The organism is Pseudomonas sp. LBUM1668 (genome assembly GCF_059695715.1).
Genome location: NZ_CP166787.1, coordinates 406,217 through 429,057 on the forward strand (window position 1 = coordinate 406,217; position 22,841 = coordinate 429,057).

At 60.3% G+C, this 22,841-nt stretch carries 18 protein-coding genes; 8 read left to right on the forward strand and 10 right to left on the reverse strand.

What is annotated here, in order from left to right; translation table 11 throughout:
* Positions 1 to 13 precede the first annotated feature (13 nt).
* From phaC (ACA061_RS01845) to ACA061_RS01885, 9 genes are all read right to left on the reverse strand, one after another.
* Positions 14 to 1,696 carry a class II poly(R)-hydroxyalkanoic acid synthase gene (gene phaC, locus ACA061_RS01845; RefSeq protein WP_210701214.1) on the reverse strand — a complete coding sequence of 561 codons (1,683 nt, stop codon included), beginning with the start codon at positions 1,694 to 1,696 and terminating at the stop codon, positions 14 to 16.
* A gap of 138 nt (positions 1,697 to 1,834) precedes the next feature.
* Positions 1,835 to 2,689 (reverse strand): poly(3-hydroxyalkanoate) depolymerase, encoded by an 855-nt coding sequence (gene phaZ / locus ACA061_RS01850; RefSeq protein ID WP_150604827.1) that lies wholly within the window; start codon positions 2,687 to 2,689, stop codon positions 1,835 to 1,837.
* Positions 2,690 to 2,828: 139 nt separating this feature from the next.
* A complete protein-coding gene (gene phaC, locus ACA061_RS01855; RefSeq protein ID WP_150604828.1) occupies positions 2,829 to 4,508 on the reverse strand; it encodes a class II poly(R)-hydroxyalkanoic acid synthase in 1,680 nt (559 codons plus the stop codon).
* 258 nt (positions 4,509 to 4,766) lie between these two features.
* Positions 4,767 to 5,144, reverse strand: a complete 378-nt coding sequence (locus tag ACA061_RS01860; RefSeq protein ID WP_210554326.1) for a gamma-butyrobetaine hydroxylase family protein — start codon at positions 5,142 to 5,144, stop codon at positions 4,767 to 4,769.
* A gap of 126 nt (positions 5,145 to 5,270) precedes the next feature.
* Positions 5,271 to 6,608: an ATP-dependent protease ATPase subunit HslU gene (hslU, locus tag ACA061_RS01865; RefSeq protein ID WP_150604830.1), complete on the reverse strand. Its 1,338-nt coding sequence runs from the start codon at positions 6,606 to 6,608 to the stop codon at positions 5,271 to 5,273.
* A gap of 48 nt (positions 6,609 to 6,656) precedes the next feature.
* Positions 6,657 to 7,193: an ATP-dependent protease subunit HslV gene (hslV, locus tag ACA061_RS01870; RefSeq protein WP_003220875.1), complete on the reverse strand. Its 537-nt coding sequence runs from the start codon at positions 7,191 to 7,193 to the stop codon at positions 6,657 to 6,659.
* 219 nt (positions 7,194 to 7,412) lie between these two features.
* Complete coding sequence (locus tag ACA061_RS01875; protein WP_150593934.1) at positions 7,413 to 8,108, reverse strand: SPOR domain-containing protein; 696 nt, start codon at positions 8,106 to 8,108, stop codon at positions 7,413 to 7,415.
* Between the two features lies 1 nt (position 8,109).
* Positions 8,110 to 9,846: an arginine--tRNA ligase gene (gene argS, locus ACA061_RS01880; RefSeq protein ID WP_210701213.1), complete on the reverse strand. Its 1,737-nt coding sequence runs from the start codon at positions 9,844 to 9,846 to the stop codon at positions 8,110 to 8,112.
* A 213-nt stretch (positions 9,847 to 10,059) separates the two neighbouring features.
* Positions 10,060 to 12,279 (reverse strand): primosomal protein N', encoded by a 2,220-nt coding sequence (locus tag ACA061_RS01885; protein ID WP_210554324.1) that lies wholly within the window; start codon positions 12,277 to 12,279, stop codon positions 10,060 to 10,062.
* Between the two features lie 292 nt (positions 12,280 to 12,571).
* Here ACA061_RS01885 and rpmE point away from each other — a divergent pair, with 292 nt between their 5' ends.
* The 3 genes from rpmE to ACA061_RS01900 all read left to right on the forward strand — a co-directional run bounded on the left by rpmE (position 12,572) and on the right by ACA061_RS01900 (position 15,067).
* Positions 12,572 to 12,799, forward strand: a complete 228-nt coding sequence (gene rpmE / locus ACA061_RS01890) for a 50S ribosomal protein L31 (RefSeq protein ID WP_016984589.1) — start codon at positions 12,572 to 12,574, stop codon at positions 12,797 to 12,799.
* Between the two features lie 65 nt (positions 12,800 to 12,864).
* Positions 12,865 to 13,614, forward strand: a complete 750-nt coding sequence (locus ACA061_RS01895; protein WP_497300457.1) for a thermonuclease family protein — start codon at positions 12,865 to 12,867, stop codon at positions 13,612 to 13,614.
* 184 nt (positions 13,615 to 13,798) lie between these two features.
* Positions 13,799 to 15,067, forward strand: a complete 1,269-nt coding sequence (locus tag ACA061_RS01900; protein ID WP_497300458.1) for a malic enzyme-like NAD(P)-binding protein — start codon at positions 13,799 to 13,801, stop codon at positions 15,065 to 15,067.
* Between the two features lie 267 nt (positions 15,068 to 15,334).
* Here the strand turns inward: ACA061_RS01900 and ACA061_RS01905 are convergent, their stop codons facing one another.
* The gene (locus ACA061_RS01905) at positions 15,335 to 17,758 is read right to left on the reverse strand and encodes a penicillin-binding protein 1A (protein WP_497300459.1); all 2,424 of its coding nucleotides are present in this window, start codon (positions 17,756 to 17,758) and stop codon (positions 15,335 to 15,337) included.
* A gap of 216 nt (positions 17,759 to 17,974) precedes the next feature.
* On the opposite strand from ACA061_RS01905, the gene ACA061_RS01910 reads away from it, so the two are divergent.
* From ACA061_RS01910 to ACA061_RS01930, 5 genes are read left to right on the forward strand one after another with little or no spacing between them, the layout of a single operon-like run.
* Entirely contained in the window at positions 17,975 to 19,039 is a 1,065-nt protein-coding gene (locus ACA061_RS01910; protein ID WP_210554321.1) for a pilus assembly protein PilM, read from the forward strand.
* Positions 19,039 to 19,605, forward strand: a complete 567-nt coding sequence (locus tag ACA061_RS01915; RefSeq protein ID WP_150604837.1) for a PilN domain-containing protein — start codon at positions 19,039 to 19,041, stop codon at positions 19,603 to 19,605. The genes ACA061_RS01910 and ACA061_RS01915 overlap by 1 nt, the downstream gene beginning before the upstream one ends.
* A complete protein-coding gene (gene pilO, locus ACA061_RS01920) occupies positions 19,602 to 20,225 on the forward strand; it encodes a type 4a pilus biogenesis protein PilO (RefSeq protein ID WP_150604838.1) in 624 nt (207 codons plus the stop codon). Before ACA061_RS01915 ends, pilO begins: the two co-directional genes overlap by 4 nt.
* Positions 20,222 to 20,749 (forward strand): pilus assembly protein PilP, encoded by a 528-nt coding sequence (locus ACA061_RS01925; RefSeq protein ID WP_210701210.1) that lies wholly within the window; start codon positions 20,222 to 20,224, stop codon positions 20,747 to 20,749. Before pilO ends, ACA061_RS01925 begins: the two co-directional genes overlap by 4 nt.
* A 13-nt stretch (positions 20,750 to 20,762) precedes the next feature.
* A complete protein-coding gene (locus ACA061_RS01930; protein WP_497300460.1) occupies positions 20,763 to 22,841 on the forward strand; it encodes a type IV pilus secretin PilQ in 2,079 nt (692 codons plus the stop codon).

The following is a 22,841-nucleotide window of genomic DNA, read 5'->3' on the forward strand; positions in this document are numbered from 1 at the left end:
GGTCGGTTAAGCGTCAGCGCACACGCACGTAAGTACCGGGTGCTGCCTCCATCGGTGGATAGTTCGGGTTGCCGAGGGGCATCTGGGTTTCGTGCTGGGCGCCCGAGCGCTGCTGAATCCATTCCAGCCACTGCGGCCACCAGCTGCCGTCGACGTGTTTGCCGTCGTAATACCAGGCGCGTGGGTCGCTGCTCATCTTGCCGTTCTCGACATACGCGGCTTTCGGGTTGCTTGGCGGGTTGAGAATGCTCTGTACATGGCCGCTGTTGGACAGCACGAAACGCCGTTCCCCACCCAGTAACAGGGTCGAGCGATACACCGCATCCCACGGCGTGATGTGGTCGTTCATGCCGGCGACGCTGAAGCTGTCGACCGTGACTTTCTGCAGGTCAATCGGCGTGCCGCACACTTCCAGCCCGCCCGGATGGGTCAGCGGGTTGTGCTTGAAGAAATCCAGCAAGTCGCCGTGAAAGGCGGCCGGCAGGCGAGTGTTGTCGTTGTTCCAGTAAAGAATGTCGAAGGCAGGCGGCTCTTTGCCCAGCAGGTAGTTATTGACGAAGTAGCTCCAGATCAAATCGTTGGGGCGCATCCAGGCGAAGATCCTGGCCATGTCGCGACCATCCAGCACGCCTTTTTGATAGGAGCGACGCTTGGCGGCTTCGAGGGTCTGCTCATCGGCAAACAGCGTGGCCGGGGTTTCGATCTGGCTGTCGAGCAGGCTGACCAGGTAGGTGGCGCTGGAGATGCGGCGCAACTGGCGCTTGGCTTGCAAATGACCTTGCAGGGCGGCGATGGTCAGGCCGCCGGCACAGGCGCCCATCAGGTTAACCTCGCGGGCGCCGGTGATCGCCCGGCACACGTTCATCGCTTCTTCCACGGCCTCCACATACGTCGACAAGCCCCACTCGCGGTGGCGCACATCCGGGTTGCGCCAGCTGATCATGAAAGTCTGCAGGCCGTTCTTCAGGGCGTACTGCACGAAGCTGTTGTGCGGGCTGAGGTCGAAAATGTAGTACTTGTTGATTTGCGGCGGCACCACCAGCAGCGGCTTGGCGTACTGTTTTTCGCTCATCGGCTTGTACTGGATAAGCTCGAGCATCTCGTTGCGAAACACCACCGAGCCTGGCGTGGTGGCAACCGTCTTACCGACCTCGAAAGCCTGACGGGTCACCTGCCGTGGCAGGCCATCGTTGTGCAGCAAATCATCAAACAAATGACTGAGGCCACGCACCAGACTGTTGCCGCCGGAGTTGAACAGCTCCTTGATCGCCAGCGGGTTGAGCAGGGTGTTGGACGGCGCCACGGCGTCGTTGAGCAGGGTGAAGGCGAAGTGCGCGCGGGCGCGGTCGTCCGGGTTCATGTTGCTGTCGTCGATCCAGCTCTTGACCTGCTTCTGCCAGGCCAGATACGCCTGCAGACTGCGCCGATAAAATGGATTGAGGCTCCACGCCGGATCGGCAAAACGGCCGTCCTGCGGATTGGTCGGATGCAGGGTCTCGCCAAGCAAAACGCGACCAAGCTGGCCACCCAGTTTCAGAGCGTGCTTTGCGCTGTGGAGGGGGTTGCGCAGGCCGTGCGCGGCGACACTGCGCAGCGTCGAGATCATATCCCGACCACGCAGGCCGGTGATCGCACTTTGTGCGTTGATGAAAACGGCTGGGCTGGGCACTACGCCCTTCGCTGGTTTGTCGCGCATGACTCAACACTCCTTCGTCTTCAGGCCAAAAACAAACTCACCGAACCAGAACACCATAGACGCTGTTATGGGTTGCTGCCTGCGCGGCGTCCTGCCGCGCACTCTGCATAAAGCCCTGCATAAAGCCTGCCGCAGCGATTAACCGCCCAGCGGTGTCGGGTGCGGGTGCATCACCGCTCGCTGACGTTCCTCCTGAAGGAATTTCATGATGATCGGTGCCACAGCTTCGGCGCGGGTAATCAGGAACAAATGGCCGTCGTCGATGATGTGCAACTGGGCGTTGGGAATTCGCCAGGCGAGCATGCGCATATTGATCAACGGGATCAGCGGATCGTCGTCGCCGGCCAGCACCAGCGTCGGTTGATGGATCTTGTGCAGCCAGTGAATGCTGGTCCAGCCAAGGCCGGCGAACAGTTGCCAGTAGTAACCGAGCTTGCCTGCCGAACGCACTTTCGCGGCATGGCTGGCAGCCAGCGTCGGGTCGCGGCGAAACGAGCCGCCGTAGATCAGCGGCGCGATGCGGATCACATGGGAAGGCTGGATGTAGCGCCTGGGGCTTGCCATCATCCACAGCACTTTCGGCTTGCCCGGCACCATCACGGCACCGGCAGCGGTCGCCGCCAGCACCAGTTTCTTGCAGCGCTCGGGGTAGTCGTAGGCGAATTGCTGCGCGAGCGCGCCGCCCCACGACACGCCGATCACGTTGACCTGACCGTAGTCCAGATAATCGAGCATCCGCGACGTCAGTTTGGCCAGGCCAGGAAAACGATAGGGCCGATTGGGCGTCGAGGAACCGCCGACACCGGGCACGTCGAAGGCGATCACTTCCAGATCCGGGTCCAGCGCCGCGACAAATGGAAACACCAGCTCCAGGTTGGCGCCGATGCCGTTGAAAATCAGCAAGGGCGTCAAGTGAGGCTTGCCGGGGCGTACCGCCGTGCGGAGGGTCTGGCCATCCAGCTCGACGGTACGGAATATGAACGGTTGCGGCATGCGTCAGGCCCTGTGGATTTAAATTCACCATCCCCCGTGTAGGAGCTGCCGCAGGCTGCGATCTTTTGATCTTGATTGTAAAAAACACAATCAAAAGATCGCAGCCTGCGGCAGCTCCAACAAGGACGGGTGGTGTCAGTTACCGCTCGTGTACGTAAGTGCCCGGCGACGCTTCGCCCGCCGGGTAAGCCTTGTTGCCCAGTTTGGTCGGGGCCTTTTTCAGGTTGCCCGCCCGTTCGGCCTGCCACGCTTGCCAGTGCAGCCACCAGGAATCGGTGTGCTTGGTCGAGTTCTCTTGCCAGTCTTCGGCATTGGCGGCCATTTCTTCGCCGGTCATGTATCGGGACTTCGGGTTGCCCGGCGGGTTCAGAATGCTTTGGATATGGCCGCTGCTCGACAACACGAACTCCACTTTGCCACCGAACAATTGCGCCGACTTGTAGCAAGACTTCCACGGGGTGATGTGGTCGTTGGTGCCGGCCAGCGAAAAGATGTCGGCAGTGACCTGCTTGAGGTCGATCGGTGTGCCGCACACTTCCAGTGCATTGGGGCGAATCAGTGGGTTGTTTTTGAACATCTCGATCAGGTCGCCGTGGAACGCTGCCGGCAACCGTGTGGTGTCGTTGTTCCAGAACAGGATGTCGAACACCGGCGGCTCGTTGCCGAGCAGGTAATTATTGACCCAGTAGTTCCAGATCAGGTCGTTGGGGCGCATCCACGCGAAGACCTTGGCCATGTCTTTGCCCTCAAGCACACCGGCCTGATACGAATGGCGCTTGGCGGTCTCCAGGGTCTGCTCGTCGACGAACAGGGCGACGTCGCTGTCGAGCGTAGTGTCGAGCACGCTGACCAGCAGGGTCAGAGCGTTGACCTTGTTCTGTCCGAGCGCCGCATAGTGGCCGAGCAGGGCGGTGCAGGTGATGCCGCCGGAGCAGGCGCCGAGCATGTTGATGTCTTTGCTGCCGGTGATCGCGGTGACCACGTCGACCGCCTCTTTCAGTGCATCGATATACGTCGAGAGGCCCCACTCGCGCTGCGCCTTGGTCGGGTTACGCCAGCTGACAATGAACGTTTGTACGTTGTTGCGCAGGCAGAAACGCGCCAGGCTCTTGTCCGGGCTCAGGTCGAATACGTAGAACTTGTTGATCTGTGGCGGCACCACCAACAGTGGTCGCTCGTGGACTTGCTCGGTGATCGGCCGGTACTGGATCAGCTCCAGCACATCGTTGCGAAACACTACCGCGCCTTCAGTCACGCCCAGGCTCTTGCCGACCTCGAACGCGCCCATGTTGACCTGGCTCGGCATGCCGCCGTTGTGCACCAGATCCTTGGCCAGATGGGAGAGGCCGTCGAGCAGGCTTTTGCCACCGGTTTCGAAGAAGCGCTTGACCGCTGCAGGGTTGGCCGCGGTGTTCGTCGGGGCCATGGCCTCGGTCATCAGGTTGATGACGAAGTGGCCGCGCGCGATATCTTTGGGCGACAGGCTGCTGTCGTCGATCCAGGCATGGAGTTCCTTGCGCCACGCCAGATAGGTTTGCAGATAACGTTTGTAGAGCGGGTTCTGGCTCCACGCAGGATCAGCGAAACGACGGTCATCGCCTGCCGGTTGCAGTTCGGATTTACCAAACAGCACGTTCTTCAGTTCGAGGCCGAAATGGGTGACGTGCCTGACGCTATGGATCGGTTGTTTGATGGCCTGTTTCAGCACCATACGAGCAGAGGCCAGCAGATCCTTTCCGCGCAGCCCAACGACGGGATTAAGCCCCAGGGTGTTTTCCGAGGCTTGGTACTTCAGGTCATCGTTATTCTTGTTACTCATCTACGACGCTCCATTGTCCTGAGACGAGTACCCGGTTTTCTGCTGTGCAGTTCCACAGCGATTGCCAGGTACTACTGCTCGGGTGACCGTTAATTCTGCATAGCTGCTTTACAGTCGTAGAGCACTGCAGGGAACTTGCCAGCTCCATTGGTTACCCGAGTTTAATTTTTTTCGCAAGCGGGCCGATCCTCGACGCCGCAGCGGAGCATTCAAACAGATGAAGTTAGAAAATGCCCTCTAAAGAGCACGACCCTCGGACTAGAGCATCAGCTTGACGATCGACTCGTCCGGATCACGGGTTTTACCAGCGGCTTTGAGCTCGGCCAGATAATCGGCCCAGAGTGCGTCATGACGTCGCCCCAGCTCATAGAGATATTCCCAAGTGAACAAGCCGCTGTCGTGGCCGTCATCGAAGGTCAGTTTCAGTGCGTAGTGACCGGCCGGTTCCAGCTTGGTCAGGCCGACATTGAGCTTGCCGAATTGCAGGATGGGTTTGCCGTGGCCCTGGACCTCGGCGGAGGGAGAATGTACACGCAGAAATTCCGCGGGCAGGGTGAACTCCTCGCCGGACGCGTAGGTGAGCGTCAGGGTTTTCGAGGCTTTGTGCAGCTTGATGTCGGTGGGGATAGTAGTCATTGCAGGTCATCCGACTGAGTGAAACACCCAGTAGGAGCTGCCGAAGGCTGCGATCTTTTGACTTTGCTCTTCAAAAAACACGATCAAAAATCGCAGCCTGCGGCAGCTCCTACAGGGAGAAGTGACCTACAGGATATAACGGGACAGGTCTTCGTTCTGTGCCAATTCGCCGAGGTGGCTGTTGACGTATTCAGCGTCGATCAGGATCACCTTGTCATCGTGAGTGCTGGCCAGATCGCCGGCACTGAACGACACCTCTTCCAGCAGACGCTCGAGCAGCGTGTGCAGACGACGGGCACCGATGTTCTCGGTTTTCTCGTTGACCTGCCAAGCGATCTCGGCGATGCGCTTGATGCCTTCGGGCTGGAACTCGATGTTCAGGCCTTCGGTTTTCAGCAGCGCGCAATATTGCTCGGTGAGCGAGGCATGCGGTTCGCTGAGGATGCGTTCGAAGTCTTCCGGGCTCAGGGCCTTGAGTTCGACGCGGATCGGCAGACGACCTTGCAGTTCCGGCACCAGATCGCTCGGCTTGCTCAGGTGGAATGCACCGGACGCGATGAACAGGATGTGGTCAGTCTTGACCATGCCCAGTTTGGTGTTGACGGTGCAGCCTTCAATCAGCGGCAGCAGGTCGCGCTGCACGCCTTCACGGGACACGTCGACGCCGCCGGAATTGCCGCGCTTGGCCACTTTGTCGATCTCGTCGATAAACACGATGCCGTGCTGCTCGACTGCTTCCAGCGCCTTGGCCTTCAACTCTTCTTCGTTGACCAGACGCCCGGCTTCTTCGTCGCGCACCAGTTTCAGCGCTTCTTTGACCTTGAGCTTGCGCGACTTCTTCTTGCCCTTGCCCATGTTGGCAAACAGGCTTTGCAACTGGTTGGTCATCTCTTCCATGCCTGGCGGCGTGGCGATCTCGATGCCGGCCACTTCGGCGACTTCGATCTCGATTTCCTTGTCGTCCAGCTGACCTTCGCGCAGACGCTTGCGGAACAGCTGACGGGTGTTGGAATCCGAGCTTGGCGCGTCTTCGTTGCTGAAGCCCATGCGCGCCGGCGGCAGCAGCGCGTCGAGGATGCGGTCTTCGGCGGCGTCTTCGGCGCGGTGGCGAACGCGGGACATTTCCTGTTCGCGCAGCATCTTGATCGCGGCATCCGCCAGATCACGGATGATCGACTCGACGTCACGGCCGACATAGCCGACTTCGGTGAACTTGGTCGCTTCGACCTTGATGAACGGCGCATTGGCGAGTTTCGCCAGACGACGGGCGATCTCGGTTTTACCGACACCGGTCGGGCCGATCATCAGGATGTTCTTCGGGGTCACTTCAACGCGCAGCTCTTCAGGCAGCTGCATGCGGCGCCAGCGGTTGCGCAGGGCAATCGCGACGGCGCGCTTGGCATCGTCCTGGCCGATGATATGGCGGTTGAGTTCGTGGACGATTTCGCGGGGAGTCATGGACATAATTTTTGGCGGTCCTCAAGCAGAAAAAAGCCGTGGCACGGGGCCGAGTCAGGCTTCTTCAGCGAGATCCTGCTCCTCAATGGTCTGAGTGTGGTTGGTGAATACACAGATGTCGGCGGCGATACCGAGTGCGGTTTCGACGATTTCGCGAGCCGACAGATCGGTCTTTTTCAGCAGCGCGCTGGCCGCAGCCTGGGCGTAACCGCCACCGGAGCCCATGGCGATCAGGCCGTTTTCCGGTTCGACCACGTCACCGTTGCCGGTGATGATCAAGGAGGCGTCTTTGTTGGCGACCGCGAGCATGGCTTCGAGGCGGCTGAGGGAGCGGTCGGTGCGCCATTCTTTGGCGAGTTCGACAGCGGCGCGGATCAGGTGGCCCTGATGTTTCTCGAGCTGGCCTTCAAAGCGTTCAAACAAAGTGAAGGCGTCGGCGGTGGCACCGGCAAAACCGGCGATGACCTGGCCGTGGTACAGGCGACGAACTTTCTTCGCGTTGCCTTTCATCACGGTGTTGCCGAGAGAAACCTGGCCGTCGCCGCCCATGACGACTTTGCCGTGGCGGCGGACTGAAACGATGGTGGTCAAGGGAAGAGTCTCCACGCAGCGGGGCGAAAATGCCTATGCCCATTCATATGGGGGTGGTGGAGAGGATTTCAACCGGGGAGGGCGTGGAGGGACGAACGGCGACCCCCTGCAGGAGCTGCCGAAGGCTGCGATCTTTTGATCTTGATCTGAAACAAAATCAAAAGATCGCAGCCTTCGGCAGCTCCTACAGGGGATTTGTGGCGCCCGTGTGGGAGGAAATCAGCGGCTCTGGCGTTGTTGTAACAACAGGTTGCTAAAACCGCTGCCGGCCAGTTGTTTCTGCGCCGTGGTCAGCTGTTCACGGTTGCTGAACGGGCCGACCAGTACGCGATACCAGGTTTCATCCTTCACCGTGCCCGACTCAACCGCAACCGCCTGGCCGAGCAAAATGATCTGCGCACGAACCTTGTCCGCATCTGCCTCTTTGCGGAACGAACCGGCCTGGAGGAAGAATTTGGTCACCGGCGCTGCTTTCACCGGAGGTGCCGGCGGCGGGGTAATGCCCGCCAGTGCTGCCTGAGCCCGCGCAGTGTCGATTTTTGCTGCTTCCGCCGGGGTCACCGGTGTGGTCGGCACTTGCGGCGTCGGCAGGGTTTTCTCCGGTACGGCATCCGCCGGCACGATCACTTCCGATTCCGGCAGCAAAGTGTAGAAGTCGTACTTCGGCTTCACCGGTTGTGTCGGGCTCGGCGGGGTCTTGTTGGCCTCGGCGATTTTCGCTTTTTGCTGTTGCTCGACCTTCTCGCGCTTGACCGTGTCGCTGCCCTTGCCAGGCTCCAGCTTCATCAGGAACACGATGAACGCACCGACCGTCAGGCCGATGGCCATCCACAGCCAGCCCGGAATCGGCTGCTTCGCAGGCGCCTGATAACGGCTGGCGCCACGTTTGGGTGCAGGTTTTTTCTTGGCAGCCAACTTACATACGCTCCAGAGTTTCCAGACCCAACAGCTCCAGGCCTTGCTTGAGGGTGCGACCGGTCAACGCGGCCAGACGCAGACGGCTCTGCATCTGAGCCGGGGTTTCGGCGGCGAGGATCGGGCAGTTCTCGTAGAAGCTCGAGAACAGGCCGGCGACGTCGTACAGGTAGGTGCAAAGAATGTGCGGCGTGCCTTTATCGGACACGTTGTTCAACACTTCGCCGAACTGCGCCAGCTTCGCTGCGAGCTCATGTTCGTGTGCCGCTTCGAGGACGATCTGGCCGTCGACTTCGCTGAAGTCCTTGCCCAGTTTGCGGAATACACCGGCCACACGGGTGTAGGCGTAGAGCAGATACGGCGCGGTGTTGCCTTCAAAGTTCAGCATCAAGTCGAAGTTGAAGCTGTAGTCGCTGGTGCGGTGTTTCGACAGATCGGCGTATTTCACCGCACCGATGCCGACGACCTTGGCGATGTTGCGCAGCTCGTCTTCGGCAAGCTCCGGGTTCTTCTCTTTCACCAGGTTGTAGGCGCGATCCTGAGCCTCGGTCAGCAGATCGATCAGCTTCACGGTGCCGCCGTCACGGGTTTTGAACGGACGGCCATCGGCGCCGTTCATGGTGCCGAAGCCCATGTGCTCCATTTCCATCGGATGGGTCACGAAACCGGCCTTGCGCGCCACGGCAAACACTTGCTGGAAGTGCAGGGCCTGACGTTGATCGACGAAGTACAACGCACGGTCGGCTTTCAGTTTGCCGCTGCGATAGCGCACGGCCGCCAGGTCTGTGGTGGCGTAGAGATAACCGCCGTCAGCCTTGACGATGATCACCGGCAGCGGGTCGCCGTCGGCATTCTTGAACTCATCGAGGAACACGCACTGGGCGCCGTTGCTCTCGACCAGCATGCCGGCCGCTTTCAGGTCGTTGACCACATTGATCAGGTCGTCGTTGTAGGCGCTTTCGCCCATCACGTCGGCCATGGTCAGTTTGACGTTGAGCAGCTCGTAGATCTTCTGGCAGTGCGACAGCGAGATGTCCTTGAACTTGGTCCACAGCGCCAGACACTCGGCGTCGCCGGCCTGCAACTTGACCACCAGACCACGGGCGCGGTCGGCGAATTCGGCGGACTCGTCGAAACGCTGCTTGGCGGCGCGGTAGAAGTTTTCCAGGTCCGACAACTCGTCGCTGGTGATCGGGTTCTCTTGCAGATAGGCCATCAGCATGCCGAACTGGGTGCCCCAGTCGCCGACGTGGTTCTGACGGATCACTTCGTCGCCGAGAAACTCGAGCACGCGTGCCACACCATCGCCAATGATGGTCGAGCGCAAGTGGCCGACGTGCATCTCTTTGGCCAGGTTCGGCGCAGACAGGTCGACCACGGTGCGCTGCGCAGGACCTGCCTTGCGCACCCCGACATGGGCGTCGGCCAAGGCAGCGTCGAGTCGCGAAGCCAGCGCCTGAGTGTTCTGGAAGAAGTTGATGAAGCCCGGGCCGGCGATTTCGGCCTTGGTGACGTTTTCGTCGGCGGGCAGCGCAGCGATGATTTTTTCCGCCAGATCGCGCGGCTTCATGCCTGCAGGCTTGGCCAGCATCATCGCGATGTTGCTGGCGAAGTCGCCGTGAGTCTTGTCACGAGCGTTCTCCACCTGAATCGCCGGCGACAGGCCTTCAGGCAACACACCTTCGTTGACGAGTTGGGTGAGGGCTTGTTGGATCAGCTGGCGAATGGTGTCTTTCATGGTCTTCTCTTTCGACCGCAAGCGCGGCGGCGCATCGATGCGCGGGTGGAAAAACTGGGCATTATCCGTTGCGAAGACGGGCTTGCCAACCTTAGCAGGCAGCTTATGGATATGTGGTGACATTAAGATCAAAAGATCGCAGCCTGCGGCAGCTCCTACACAGGGAATCGCATTTCACTGTAGGAGCTGGCGCAGGCTGCGATCTCTTGATCTTCAATACAAGTCGACGGGATCAACGTCCAGCGACCATCGCACCGCCCGCCCGCTCGGCATCTGCTCCAGGACCAGCAACCAACTGGCCAGCAGCCGGTGCAGCGGTGCCCGCGCCGTCGCCTGCAACAGCAACTGCGCGCGATAACGCCCAGCGCGCCGCTCCATCGGCGCCGGCACCGGCCCAAGCAGTTCAATCCCGTTCAGCCCCTGCTCGACCAGTAAACGCTCGGCCTCGCTGCACGCCTCATCGAGAAAACCCTCGGCCTGCCCCGGTTTATGCGCTTCGGCACGCAACAGCGCCAAATGCGCGAATGGCGGCAGACCGGCGGCGCGGCGCTCGCTCAAGGCTTGTTCGGCAAAGGCGAAATAACCCTGTTCGGTCAGTTGCACCAATAAAGGATGGTCGGCGAGGTGGGTCTGAATGATCACCTTGCCCGGCTCTTCCGCCCGGCCGGCGCGTCCGGCGACCTGCACGATCAACTGCGCCATGCGCTCGCTGGCGCGGAAGTCGCCGGAGAACAAGCCACCGTCGGCATCGAGAATCGACACCAGCGTCACCCGCGGAAAATGGTGCCCCTTGGCCAACATCTGCGTGCCGACCAGAATGCATGGCTGGCCCTTCTGGATCGTCGCGAACAGCTGATTCATCGCGTCCTTGCGCGAAGTGCTGTCGCGGTCGACCCGCAGCACCGGGTAATCCGGGAACAGAATCGCCAGGCGTTCCTCTGCGCGCTCGGTACCGGCGCCGACCGGGCGCAGATCGACCTTGTTGCACTTCGGGCACTGGCGCGGCGTGCGCTCGACGTAGCCGCAGTGGTGGCAGCGCAGTTCGCCGTGGCGCTGGTGCACGGTCATCCGCGCATCGCAGCGCGAACATTCAGACATCCAGCCGCAATCGTGACAAAGCAGCGTTGGTGCAAAACCGCGACGGTTGAGAAATACCAGCACCTGTTGCCCATTTGCCAGGGTCTGGCCAATGGCTTGCTGCATCGGCCCGGAAATCCCGCTGTCGAGTGGGCGGCTTTTCACATCCAGACGCAGGAAGCGCGGTTGCTTGGCACCGCCGGCCCGCTCGTTCAGGCGTAGCAGGCCATAACGGCCGGTGTAGGCGTTGTGCAGGCTTTCCAGCGAAGGCGTGGCGGAGCCGAGGACGATCGGGATGTTTTCCTGTCGTGCGCGCACCAGCGCCAGATCACGGGCGTGGTAGCGCAAGCCTTCCTGCTGTTTATAGGAGCCGTCGTGTTCTTCGTCGATGATGATCAACCCCGGATTCTTCATCGGGGTGAACAGTGCCGAGCGGGTGCCGATAATAATGTCGGCCTCGCCGTCGCGGGCGGCGAGCCAGGCCTCGAGGCGCTCGCGATCGTTGACGGCCGAGTGGATCAGGGCGATCCGTGCGTTGAAACGTTGTTCGAAGCGCGCCAGCGTCTGCGGACCGAGGTTGATCTCCGGGATCAGCACCAGCGCCTGTTTGCCGGCCTCGAGGGTTTCGCGGATCAGTTGCAAATAGACTTCGGTTTTGCCGCTGCCGGTGACGCCAGCCAGCAGGAACGCGTGATAACTGTCGAAGCCTGCGCGAATCGCCTCATACGCGGCGCGCTGCTCGGTGTTGAGCGGCAACTCCGGTTGCGCCAGCCAATGTTCATGGCGTGCGCCGGGTGCATGGCGGCGGATTTCCACCTGTACCAGATTTTTCGCCAGCAACAGATCGAGACTGTCCTTGCTCAGCATCAGTTTGCTCAGCAATTGATGGGCGACGCCGTGAGGGTGTTGGGCCAGTGTGGTCAACGCTTCACGCTGCCGCGGTGCACGGGCGATGCGCGGATCATCGACGCTGGCGCCCGGCATGACCGACCAGAAGCGCTCCTGCCGGGCTTCGGCCAGTTCACCCTGACGCAATAGCACCGGCAGCGCCCAGCTCAAGGTGTCGCCGAGGCTGTGCTGATAATACTGGGATGTCCACAGGCACAGCTTGAACAGCGCCGGTGGCAGCGGCGGAGTGGCATCGAGCAGGGCCAGCGCCGGTTTGAGTTTCTCCACCGGCACTTCGCTGGTGTCAGTCACCTCCACCAGAATCCCGATCATCTCGCGTCGGCCGAAAGGCACCCGCAGGCGCATACCTGGTTGCAACTGCTCGCGCAGCACGCCGGCCGGCGCTCGATAGTCGAACAGGCGGCGCAAAGGCGAAGGCAGGGCGAGGCGCAAAATGGCGTCGGGCACGCGGGGGGATCTCGATCAACAGGCGGTAAAAAGGGAGCAGGCACATAACCCTGTAGGAGTGAGCCTGCTCGCGATAGCGGTGTGTCAGACGACACAAATGTCGGGTGGCCGACCGCTATCGCGATCAGGCTCACTCCTACAAGGGGATCGCGTATTGGGTCGGGAGCCTAGCAGACGGTCGGTCTCAGTGACAGCTTGCGTGATTGCAAAGGTCTGGTAGAATCCGCGGCCTAATTACGTGCGGTATTCAACAATAGTGTTGGATGGCGGCACGCTAGCTGAGGAAGACACCATGAAAGCTGATATCCACCCGAATTACCCAGTCATCGCTGTTACCTGCAGCTGTGGCAACAAGTTTGAAACCCGTTCGACTTTCGGCAAAGCTCTGCCAATCGACGTTTGCAACGAATGCCACCCGTTCTACACCGGTAAGCAAAAGACTCTGGACACTGGCGGCCGCGTTCAGCGCTTCGCAGACCGTTTCGGTGCTTTCGGCAAGAAACCTGCTGCTGCAGAGTAAGGTTGAAGAGCCCGGTGGGCTTTTCCTCGCTGCTGAAAAAGGCGTCCCTTGCGGGCGCCTTTTTTATGCCTGCGATTTGGCTTTCCACCGCCCTTGCATACTGCCCGGCACCCGCCGGACTGACGCAAATCGCCGTGCAGCGCGTGGTCGATGGCGACACCTTGCGCCTGAGCGACGGCCGCAGCGTGCGGATGATCGGCCTCAATACGCCTGAACTCGGCAAGCAGGGTCGCAGCGACGAGCCATTCGCTGTTGCTGCACGTAAACGCCTGGAAACGCTGGTGGCCGACAGCGGCGGGCGTGTCGGTGTGGTTCCCGGCAAAGAGTCCAAAGACCATTACGGCCGCACGCTGGCCCACATCTACAGCGCCAGCGGCGCTAACCTCGAAGCGCAAATGCTCGCCGATGGCCTGGGTTTTCAGGTCGCGGTGGCGCCGAATGTCGATCTTGTTGCCTGCCAGCAAGCGGCCGAACGCGACGCGCGACAGGCGGGTCGAGGGCTCTGGCGGCAATCACCGGTACTGAAAGCGGAGCAGATCCAGCGCTCGGGTTTTGCCGTGGTCAGTGGGCGTGTGAGCAAAGTGCAACGCAATCGCGGTGGAATCTGGATCGAGTTGCAGGACTCGCTTGTATTGCGCGTTGCACCCAATCTGGTCGGACAATTCGACAATACCCGCTTGCAAGCACTGAAGGGCAAGCAAATCGAGGCGCGCGGCTGGGTGGTTGATCGTTCGCGGCGCGGTGGGTTGAAACCGGGTCAACCGCGTTGGCTGCTGCCACTGACCGATCCTTCCATGCTGCAGAGCGCACGCTGAAGAAAAATTGTAGACATTTTTTCTGTCGATTGTGAACAGTCAAGCCCTTGTGCGCCGTGGCTCTTGGCCCAAAGTCGTAGGGCAGGCCGCTTGACAGGGGTGACCGCTCAGTCTTGTGGGGACTTTGCGAGGCGCGTATCCTCGCTGACCAGTCTGTCCAACAGTAAAAAAGCGGAATGCCAAAATGTCTGATCTGAAAACTGCCGCTCTCGAATACCATGCTCATCCTCGTCCAGGGAAGCTGAGTGTCGAGCTCACCAAGGCCACTGCTACCGCCCGCGACCTGTCGCTGGCCTACAGCCCCGGCGTAGCTGAACCAGTGCGCGAGATCGCTCGCGATCCTGAACTGGCCTACAAGTACACCGGCAAGGGCAACCTGGTTGCAGTCATTTCCGATGGCACCGCGATTCTCGGCCTGGGTAACCTCGGGCCATTGGCTTCCAAGCCAGTCATGGAAGGTAAAGGCGTGCTGTTCAAGCGCTTCGCCGGCATCGACGTTTTCGACATCGAAGTCGACTCCGAAAGCCCGCAAGCCTTCATCGACACCGTCAAGCGTATCTCCATCACCTTCGGTGGCATCAACCTGGAAGACATCAAGGCGCCTGAGTGCTTTGAGATCGAACGTGCTCTGATCGAGCAGTGCGACATTCCGGTATTCCACGATGACCAGCACGGCACCGCAATCGTGACCGCTGCGGGCATGATCAACGCCCTGGAAATCGCTGGCAAAACCTTGCCGGAAGCTAAAATCGTCTGCCTGGGCGCCGGCGCTGCCGCCATCTCCTGCATGAAGTTGCTGGTGAGCATGGGCGCAAGCATCGAAAACATCTTCATGGTTGACCGTACCGGCGTGATCCACTCCGGCCGTGACGACCTGAACCAGTACAAAGCCGTGTTCGCCCACGCTACTGAAAAACGCACCTTGGCTGATGCTCTGCAAGGCGCTGACGTATTCGTCGGCCTGTCCGGTCCGAACCTGCTGAGCGCTGAAGGCCTGCTGTCGATGGCAGCAAACCCGATCGTGTTCGCGTGCTCGAACCCGGATCCGGAAATCTCCCCGGAACTGGCTCACGCCACCCGTAACGACGTGATCATGGCGACCGGCCGTTCGGATTACCCGAACCAGGTCAACAACGTTCTGGGCTTCCCGTTCATCTTCCGCGGTGCTCTGGACGTTCGCGCCAAGCGCATCAACGAAGAAATGAAAGTGGCTGCCGCCAATGCCCTGCGCGAACTGGCCAAACTGCCAGTGCCTCAGGACGTGTGCGATGCCTACGGTGGTGCTCCGCTGGAATTCGGTCGTGAGTACATCATTCCGAAGCCAATGGACAAGCGCCTTATCACCCTGATCTCCGACGCTGTGGCCAAAGCCGCAATCGAGACTGGTGTGGCAACCCTGCCGTATCCGAAGAACTACCCGCTGAAAAGCGTGGATGACGTGTTCAACGGCTAAGTCGTTGTAGCGCTTCAAGCAAAAGCCCCGGCTCGTTATGAGTCGGGGCTTTTTTGTGGCTGAGGTTTTTGTGGGGTTTGTGAGGGCGCCATCGCGAGCAGGCTCACTCCTACAAGGTTTTGTGTTCTTCGCTCCATATATGCCTCACCTCGGCCCTTGTAGGAGTGAGCCTGCTCGCGATGAGGCGATACCTCCACTACAAATATGGCAGGCACAAAAAAGCCCCGCACTTCTCACAAAGGCGGGGCTTTTCATCAGGTCGCTGAATCAGAACAAATCAATCGGCGCCTGCTCATCCGCCGGCAGCGGACTGCCCGGCACTGAGCCATTCCCCAGCTCATTCACCGATGGTGGCGTGTCCTCAGCCTTGAACAGCTCGAAGTAGGCTCCCGGCGTGCTCGGCGTCGCCGCGCGACCACTGGCTGGATCCACCCGCAGGCTCAGCATACCTTCCGGCTCAGGCTGCACGTGTGGCGGCTTGTCCTTGAGGGCGGCCGCCATATAGTTCATCCAGATCGGCAGTGACACAGTGCCGCCGAACTCGCGGCGACCGAGGCTTTCCGGCTGATCGAAACCGGTCCAGACCGTGGTCACGTAATCGGCGTTGTAACCGGAGAACCACGCATCTTTCGATTCGTTGGTGGTACCGGTTTTGCCGGCGATGTCGCTGCGGCCCAGGGCTAGCGCACGACGCCCCGTGCCGCGCTTGATGACGTCTTGTAGCATGCTGTTGAGGATGTAAATGGTGCGCCCGTCGACGATGCGCTCAGCAACTGCCGGCGTTTGCGGCGCAGCAGCACTGCCCGGTGCTTCACCCGGAACCGGCGCGGCGTTGACCGTGAACGATTCAGTGGCCGCGGCACCTTGCGGAACGGTCGGCGGATTGGCGACGAACAGCGTGTCGCCATTGCGGCTTTCGATCTTGTCGATGATGAACGGCGTGACCTTGTAGCCGCCGTTGGCGAACGTGGCCCAACCGGTGGCGATCTCCATCGGCGTCAGCGTTGCGGTACCCAGCGCCAGCGACAGGTTCGGCGGCAAGTCCTGCTTGTTGAAGCCGAAGCGGGTGATGTAGTCGATGGTCTTGCCTACGCCCATTGCTTGCAGCAGGCGGATCGAAACGAGGTTGCGCGACTTGTACAGCGCTTCACGCAAGCGGATCGGGCCGAGGAAGGTGTTGGTGTCGTTCTTCGGGCGCCAGACCTTGTCCAGGTACTCGTCGACGAACACGATAGGGGCGTCGTTGACCAGCGTGGCGGCGGTGTAACCGTTGTCCAGCGCAGCGCTGTAGACGAACGGCTTGAAGCTCGAGCCCGGCTGACGCTTGGCCTGCATGGCGCGGTTGTAATTGCTCTGCTCGAAAGCAAAACCGCCGACCAGCGAGCGGATCGCGCCGTTCTGCGGATCCAGCGACACCAGCGCGCCTTGCGCCTGGGGAATCTGGCTGAACTTCAGCGAATTGTCTTTCTGGCGCTGCACGCGGACCAGATCACCGATCTGCGCAACATCCGACGGCTGGCGCGGGTTGGCGCCCATGCTGTTGGTATTAAGGAACGGCCGCGCCCATTTCATGGTGTCCCACGCGACATGTTCTTCGCCGGTGCGGGTCAGCACTTGCAGGCCATTTTTGTCCACCTGAGTGACGATGGCCGGCTCAAGGCTGCTGATGGTGCGTTGTTTGGTTAGCTCGGTTGCCCAGGCCTCGCGGGTCTTGCCCGGCAGGCGCGATTCGGGGCCACGGTAGCCGTGCCGCTGATCGTAGGTCATCAAGCCTTCATGCAGCGCGGTGTTGGCCATTTCCTGCAGGTTGCTCGGCACCGTGGTGGTGACCCGGAAACCCTCGGTGTAGGCGTCGCTGCCATAGCGGCCGACCATTTCGGCACGGGCCATTTCGGCAATGTACGGTGCGTTCACTTCCGGGGTTGGCACGTGATAGCTGGCGTTCAGCGGCTCGTTGATCGCAGCGGTGTATTCCGGCTCGGTAATCTTGCCGAGTTTGTACATGCGCCCCAGGATCCAGTCGCGGCGCTCTTTACTGCGCGCCGGGTTGGCCAGCGGATTGAAGCGCGAAGGGGCTTTCGGCAGGCCGGCGATCATCGCCATCTGCGCCAGGCTGACGTCGCGGATCGACTTGCCGTAATACACCTGCGCCGCTGCCTCGATGCCGTAGGCGCGGTTGCCCAGATAGATCTTGTTCACGTACAGCTCAAGGATCTCGTCCTTGGTCAGCTGCCGTTCGATCTGCAAGGCCAGAAGGATTTCAGTGGTTTTGCGCGAGAAGCTGCGTTCGCTGGAGAGGAAGAAGTTTTTCGCCACCTGCATGGTGATGGTGCTGCCGCCGGACTGAATGTGACCGCTCTTGACCAGTTGGGTAGCGGCACGCATCAGGCTGCTCGGATCGACGCCGTAGTGGTTGGCGAAATTGTCGTCTTCAGCACTTAGTAACGCATTAATGAAATTGGGGGGAATGTCGGCGAAACGGATCGGAGTACGGCGCATTTCGCCAAACTCTGCGATCAACTTGTCGTCGCTGCTGTAGACCCGCAGGGGAATCTGCAACTGAATGCTTCTCAGAGCCTCCACGGACGGCAAACCCGGACTAAGGTAAAGATACGCGCCGCTGAGAGCTAAAAGCAGTCCGCAGAAAACGGCGACGATGGACCAACCGAAAAATTTCAGCAAACGAATCAAGGCTTTTGGACATCCAGGGCAAAAAATGAATTTGGCGACGGGGTTCCGGCTACACACAGAACTGTCCGCGCAGGCAGTAAAAAGCGGAAAAAATCGCTGGGCATTATAAGCACTTTTCTGCTGGGGGCGTCATTTGCGCTTCTGTCAAGACGGGGTGAAGGAACGCAATGTGTATTACAGAGTCCGTAACTCACGGAAAGTCATAGGGAATTGGTAGTGCTGGGACTCTTCAATAAAAAGACCAATGCGTTACTGGGGATCGACATCAGCTCCACGTCGGTGAAGCTGCTGGAACTGAGTCGTCAGGGTGATCGCTACCGGGTCGAGGCTTATGCGGTGGAGCCGCTGCCGCCGAACGCCGTGGTCGAAAAAAATATCGCCGAGCTCGAAGGCGTGGGTCAGGCCCTGACCCGGGTGCTGGCCAAGGCGCGCACCGGGCTGAGAAGCGTGGCGGTGGCGGTGGCCGGTTCCGCGGTGATCACCAAGATCATCGAGATGGACGCCGGGCTTTCCGACGATGAACTGGAAAACCAGCTCAAGATTGAAGCCGACCAATACATTCCCTATCCGCTGGACGAAGTCGCCATCGACTTCGAGGTTCAGGGCGTGTCGCCGCGTAACCCTGAGCGGGTCAACGTATTGCTGGCGGCCTGTCGCAAGGAAAACGTCGAAGTCCGTGAAGCGGCACTGGCGCTGGCCGGGCTGACCGCGCGGGTGGTGGATGTCGAAGCGTATGCGCTGGAGCGCTCGTTCGGCTTGCTCGCGACGCAGCTGGCAGCTTCTCAAGAGCGTTTGACCGTGGCGGTGGTCGACATCGGCGCCACCATGACCACCCTCAGCGTCCTGCACAACGGAAAAATCATCTACACCCGCGAGCAGTTGTTCGGCGGCCGGCAACTGACCGAGGAGATCCAGCGTCGCTATGGTCTGACCGTCGAGCAGGCGGGGCTGGCGAAAAAACAGGGTGGTCTGCCCGACGACTACGTCAGCGAAGTGTTGCAGCCGTTTCGCGAGGCGCTGGTGCAGCAGGTATCGCGTTCTTTGCAGTTTTTCTTCGCTTCCGGCCAGTACAACGCGGTTGATCATATTCTGCTCGCCGGCGGCACGGCGTCGGTGCCGGGGCTGGATCGGCTGATCGAACAGCGCCTGGATACACCGACCCAAGTGGCTAATCCGTTTTCCAATATGGCCCTGAGCAGCAAGGTCAACGCCGGGGCCCTGGCCAGTGACGCGCCGGCCTTGATGATCGCCTGCGGGCTCGCGCTCAGGAGTTTCGACTGATGGCGCGGATCAACCTTTTACCTTGGCGCGAGGAGCGCCGCGAAGAGCGGCGCAAACGCTTCCTGCTGGCGCTGACCGGCGTGGTGGTCGGTTCGATCGGTGCGGTGTTCATCGCCGATCAGATCATCAGCGCGGCCATCGCCCGGCAAGTGGCGCGCAACGACTACATCGGCAAGCAGATTGCCGTGGTCGACGAACGGATCAAGCAGATCAGTGAACTCAAGGCCCATCGCCAGCAGCTGGTCGAGCGCATGCGCATCATCCAGGACTTGCAGGGCAACCGGCAGGTCAGCGGCCGAATCTTCGATCAACTGGCGCGCACCTTGCCCGACGGCGTGTATTTCACTGACGTGAAGATGGTCGGTAAAACCTTGTCGATCAGCGGTGCGGCGGAGTCGAACAACCGCGTCTCCGAACTGATGCGCAATCTGGATGCGTCCGACTGGTTCGACGCGGCAAGCCTCACTGAAGTCAAAGCGACCAGTGCCGATCAGGTGGAGCAGACCAACGTCTTTCAACTGACCGTTCGTCAGACCCAGCCGAAGATTGTGGAGGACGCGCAATGAAGCCGTCCGAATGGCTGGAGAGTCTGCGCAACATCGACTTCAACGATCTGGACACCAGCAACATCGGGTCGTGGCCGGGCGCGGTCAAAGCCATCGCCGGGGCGCTGTTGATGGTGCTGGTATTGGCGTTTGGCTATAACTTTTTCATCAGTGACATGCAAAATCAGCTGGAGCTCAAGCGTGAAGAAGAGGCCACGCTCAAGCAACAGTTCGCCAGCAAGGCACACATTTCAGCCAATCTGGAGCTGTACACCCAGCAGATGAAGGAGATGGAAAACTCCTTCGGCGTGCTGCTGCGCCAGTTGCCCAGCGACACCGAAGTGCCGGGCTTGCTCGAAGACATCACGCGTACGGGTTTGGGCAGTGGTCTTGAGTTCGAAGAAATCAAACTGCTGCCGGAGGTTACCCAGCAGTTTTACATCGAGCTACCGATCCAGATTACCGTCACCGGCGCCTACCACGACCTCGCGACGTTCGTCAGCGGCGTGGCCGGATTGCCGCGCATCGTTACCCTGCATGATTTCGAATTGGCCCCGGCCAGCAAAGAGGGTGGGTCGAAGTTGCGCATGAGCATCCTCGCCAAGACCTACCGCTATAACGACAAGGGGCTGCAGAAATGACCCTCGTTCGTTATTCCGCCGGCTTGATGGCCCTGCTGGCATTGAGCGGCTGTGGTGGCAGCAATGACTTCAACGACCTCGACGCCTACATGAATGAAGTGCGCTTGCGTCCGCCAGGCAAAATTGAACCAACCCCGACATTCCGGTCTTACCCAACATTCACTTACAGCGCTGCCAACCTGCGCAGTCCGTTCTCGCGGCAGGTGCGCGTCGATCTGGCCGGGCAGCAGCGTGGTTCACGCAACGTCAAACCCGACCCCGCCCGGGTCAAGCAATACCTCGAAGGTTTCAACATCGAGCAGTTCGAGATGGTCGGCACGATTGCCAATGCTTCCGGTTCCTTCGCGCTGTTGCGTGGCGCCGGCGGCGTGCATCGCCTGAAGGTCGGCGATTACCTGGGGCGCAACGATGGCCGCATTGTCGCCATCAGCGCCACCCAGGTCGATGTGGTTGAAATCGTGCCCGACGGCGAAGGCGCCTGGCTGGAACGTCCGCGCACCATTCCTTTGAAAGAGCATTCATAGTGGAAGTCGAACAATGAACAGGATTTTCTCCACCCTCGGTTTTTCGCTATGGATAGCGCTGTTGTCACCGATGGTACAGGCGGCCAACTTGAAGGCGCTGAATGTGGCGGCGTTGCCGGGTGATCGCGTCGAACTGAAGCTGTCGTTCGACGGCCCGCCGCCGCAGCCCAAGGGTTACACCACCGAGTCACCGGCGCGAATTGCCCTGGACTTGCCCGGTGTGGCGAGTCAGTTGGCGAGCAAAAATCTCGATCTGGGCAGTGGCAATGCACGCACGGCCACGGTGGTTGAAGCCAAGGACCGCACCCGGCTGATTGTCAGCCTCACGCAATTGGCGCCTTACGACACTCGGGTCGAGGGCAACAATCTGTTCGTGGTGGTCGGTCAGGGCGCGCCGGTCAAGGCGCCGCGACCGGCAGTGGCTGCACCGCGTGCGGCGACTGCTGCGGCGGCACCCGCCAAGGCGTTCGTACCGAAATCCCGCGCCATTCGCGGTGTGGATTTTCAGCGTGGCACAGTGGGCGAGGGCAATGTCGTCATCGACCTGTCCGACCCGACCATCGCCCCTGATATCCAGGAGCATGACGGCAAGATCATCCTCAGCTTCGCCCGTACGCAATTGCCGGAAAAGCTGCGGGTGCGTCTCGACGTCAAGGATTTCGCCACGCCGGTGCAATTCGTCAACGCCGGCGTGACCGGTGATCGCACGGTCATTACCGTCGAGCCCAGCGGCACCTTTGACTACTCCACGTTCCAGACCGACAACAAGCTGACCGTCAGCATTCGCCCGATGACCGTCGACGACCTGCAAAAACGCAACGCCGATCGTCAGGCCTATGTCGGTGAAAAGCTCTCGCTGAACTTCCAGGACATTGACGTGCGCTCGGTGCTGCAACTGATCGCCGACTTCACCAACCTCAATCTGGTGGCGAGCGACACGGTGCAGGGCGGCATCACCCTGCGTTTGCAAAACGTGCCGTGGGATCAGGCGCTGGATCTGGTGTTGAAAACCAAAGGCCTGGATAAACGCAAGATCGGTAATGTGCTGCTGGTGGCCCCGGCTGATGAAATCGCCGCGCGCGAACGTCAGGAGCTGGAGTCGCAGAAGCAGATCGCCGAACTGGCGCCGCTGCGTCGTGAGCTGTTGCAGGTGAACTACGCGAAGGCTGCCGACATCGCCAAGCTGTTCCAGTCGGTAACCAGCGCCGAGGCCAAGATCGACGAGCGTGGATCAATCACTGTCGACGATCGGACCAACAACATCATTGCCTACCAGACTCAGGATCGTCTCGACGAGCTGCGGCGGATCGTGGCGCAACTGGATATTCCCGTGCGTCAGGTGATGATCGAGGCGCGCATCGTCGAGGCCAACGTCGATTACGACAAGAGTCTGGGGGTGCGCTGGGGCGGTTCAATCCAGAACAAGGGTAACTGGAATGCCTCCGGGGTCAACGGTTCATCAACCACCATCGGCACGCCGGGCAGCACCAGTACCAACTCGCCGTTCGTCGACATGGGGACCGTCGGCAACACTTCCGGGATCGGCATCGCATTCATTACCGACAACGTTCTGCTCGATCTGGAACTGACGGCCATGGAGAAGACCGGTAACGGCGAAATCGTTTCGCAGCCCAAAGTGGTCACCTCCGACAAAGAGACCGCGAAGATCCTCAAAGGCACCGAGATTCCTTACCAGGAAGCCAGCTCCAGCGGCGCCACGTCGGTGTCGTTCAAGGAGGCTTCGCTGTCGCTGGAAGTGACCCCGCAGATCACTCCGGACAACCGCATCATCATGGAGGTCAAGGTCACCAAGGACGAGCCGGACTACCTGAACAAGGTGCAGGATGTGCCGCCGATCAAAAAGAACGAGGTCAACGCCAAAGTGCTGGTCAATGACGGCGAAACCATCGTGATTGGGGGTGTTTTCTCAAATACTCAAAGCAAGGTCGTAGATAAGGTGCCATTTCTTGGCGATGTGCCGTATCTTGGCCGCCTTTTCCGGCGTGATGTGGTTTCGGAGAAAAAATCCGAGCTGCTGGTATTTCTCACTCCGCGTATCATGAATAACCAGGCGATTGCTGTGAGTCGTTGA

Bases quoted from the DNA above. Each gene is read 5' to 3' on its own strand.
- phaC (WP_210701214.1), bottom strand. From the start codon at position 1,696: ATGCGCGACAAACCAGCGAAGGGCGTAGTGCCCAGCCCAGCCGTTTTC.
- phaZ (WP_150604827.1), bottom strand. From the start codon at position 2,689: ATGCCGCAACCGTTCATATTCCGTACCGTCGAGCTGGATGGCCAGACC.
- phaC (WP_150604828.1), bottom strand. From the start codon at position 4,508: ATGAGTAACAAGAATAACGATGACCTGAAGTACCAAGCCTCGGAAAAC.
- ACA061_RS01860 (WP_210554326.1), bottom strand. From the start codon at position 5,144: ATGACTACTATCCCCACCGACATCAAGCTGCACAAAGCCTCGAAAACC.
- hslU (WP_150604830.1), bottom strand. From the start codon at position 6,608: ATGTCCATGACTCCCCGCGAAATCGTCCACGAACTCAACCGCCATATC.
- argS (WP_210701213.1), bottom strand. From the start codon at position 9,846: ATGAAAGACACCATTCGCCAGCTGATCCAACAAGCCCTCACCCAACTC.
- rpmE (WP_016984589.1), top strand. From the start codon at position 12,572: ATGAAAGCTGATATCCACCCGAATTACCCAGTCATCGCTGTTACCTGC.
- ACA061_RS01895 (WP_497300457.1), top strand. From the start codon at position 12,865: ATGCCTGCGATTTGGCTTTCCACCGCCCTTGCATACTGCCCGGCACCC.
- ACA061_RS01900 (WP_497300458.1), top strand. From the start codon at position 13,799: ATGTCTGATCTGAAAACTGCCGCTCTCGAATACCATGCTCATCCTCGT.
- ACA061_RS01915 (WP_150604837.1), top strand. From the start codon at position 19,039: ATGGCGCGGATCAACCTTTTACCTTGGCGCGAGGAGCGCCGCGAAGAG.
- pilO (WP_150604838.1), top strand. From the start codon at position 19,602: ATGAAGCCGTCCGAATGGCTGGAGAGTCTGCGCAACATCGACTTCAAC.
- ACA061_RS01925 (WP_210701210.1), top strand. From the start codon at position 20,222: ATGACCCTCGTTCGTTATTCCGCCGGCTTGATGGCCCTGCTGGCATTG.
- ACA061_RS01930 (WP_497300460.1), top strand. From the start codon at position 20,763: ATGAACAGGATTTTCTCCACCCTCGGTTTTTCGCTATGGATAGCGCTG.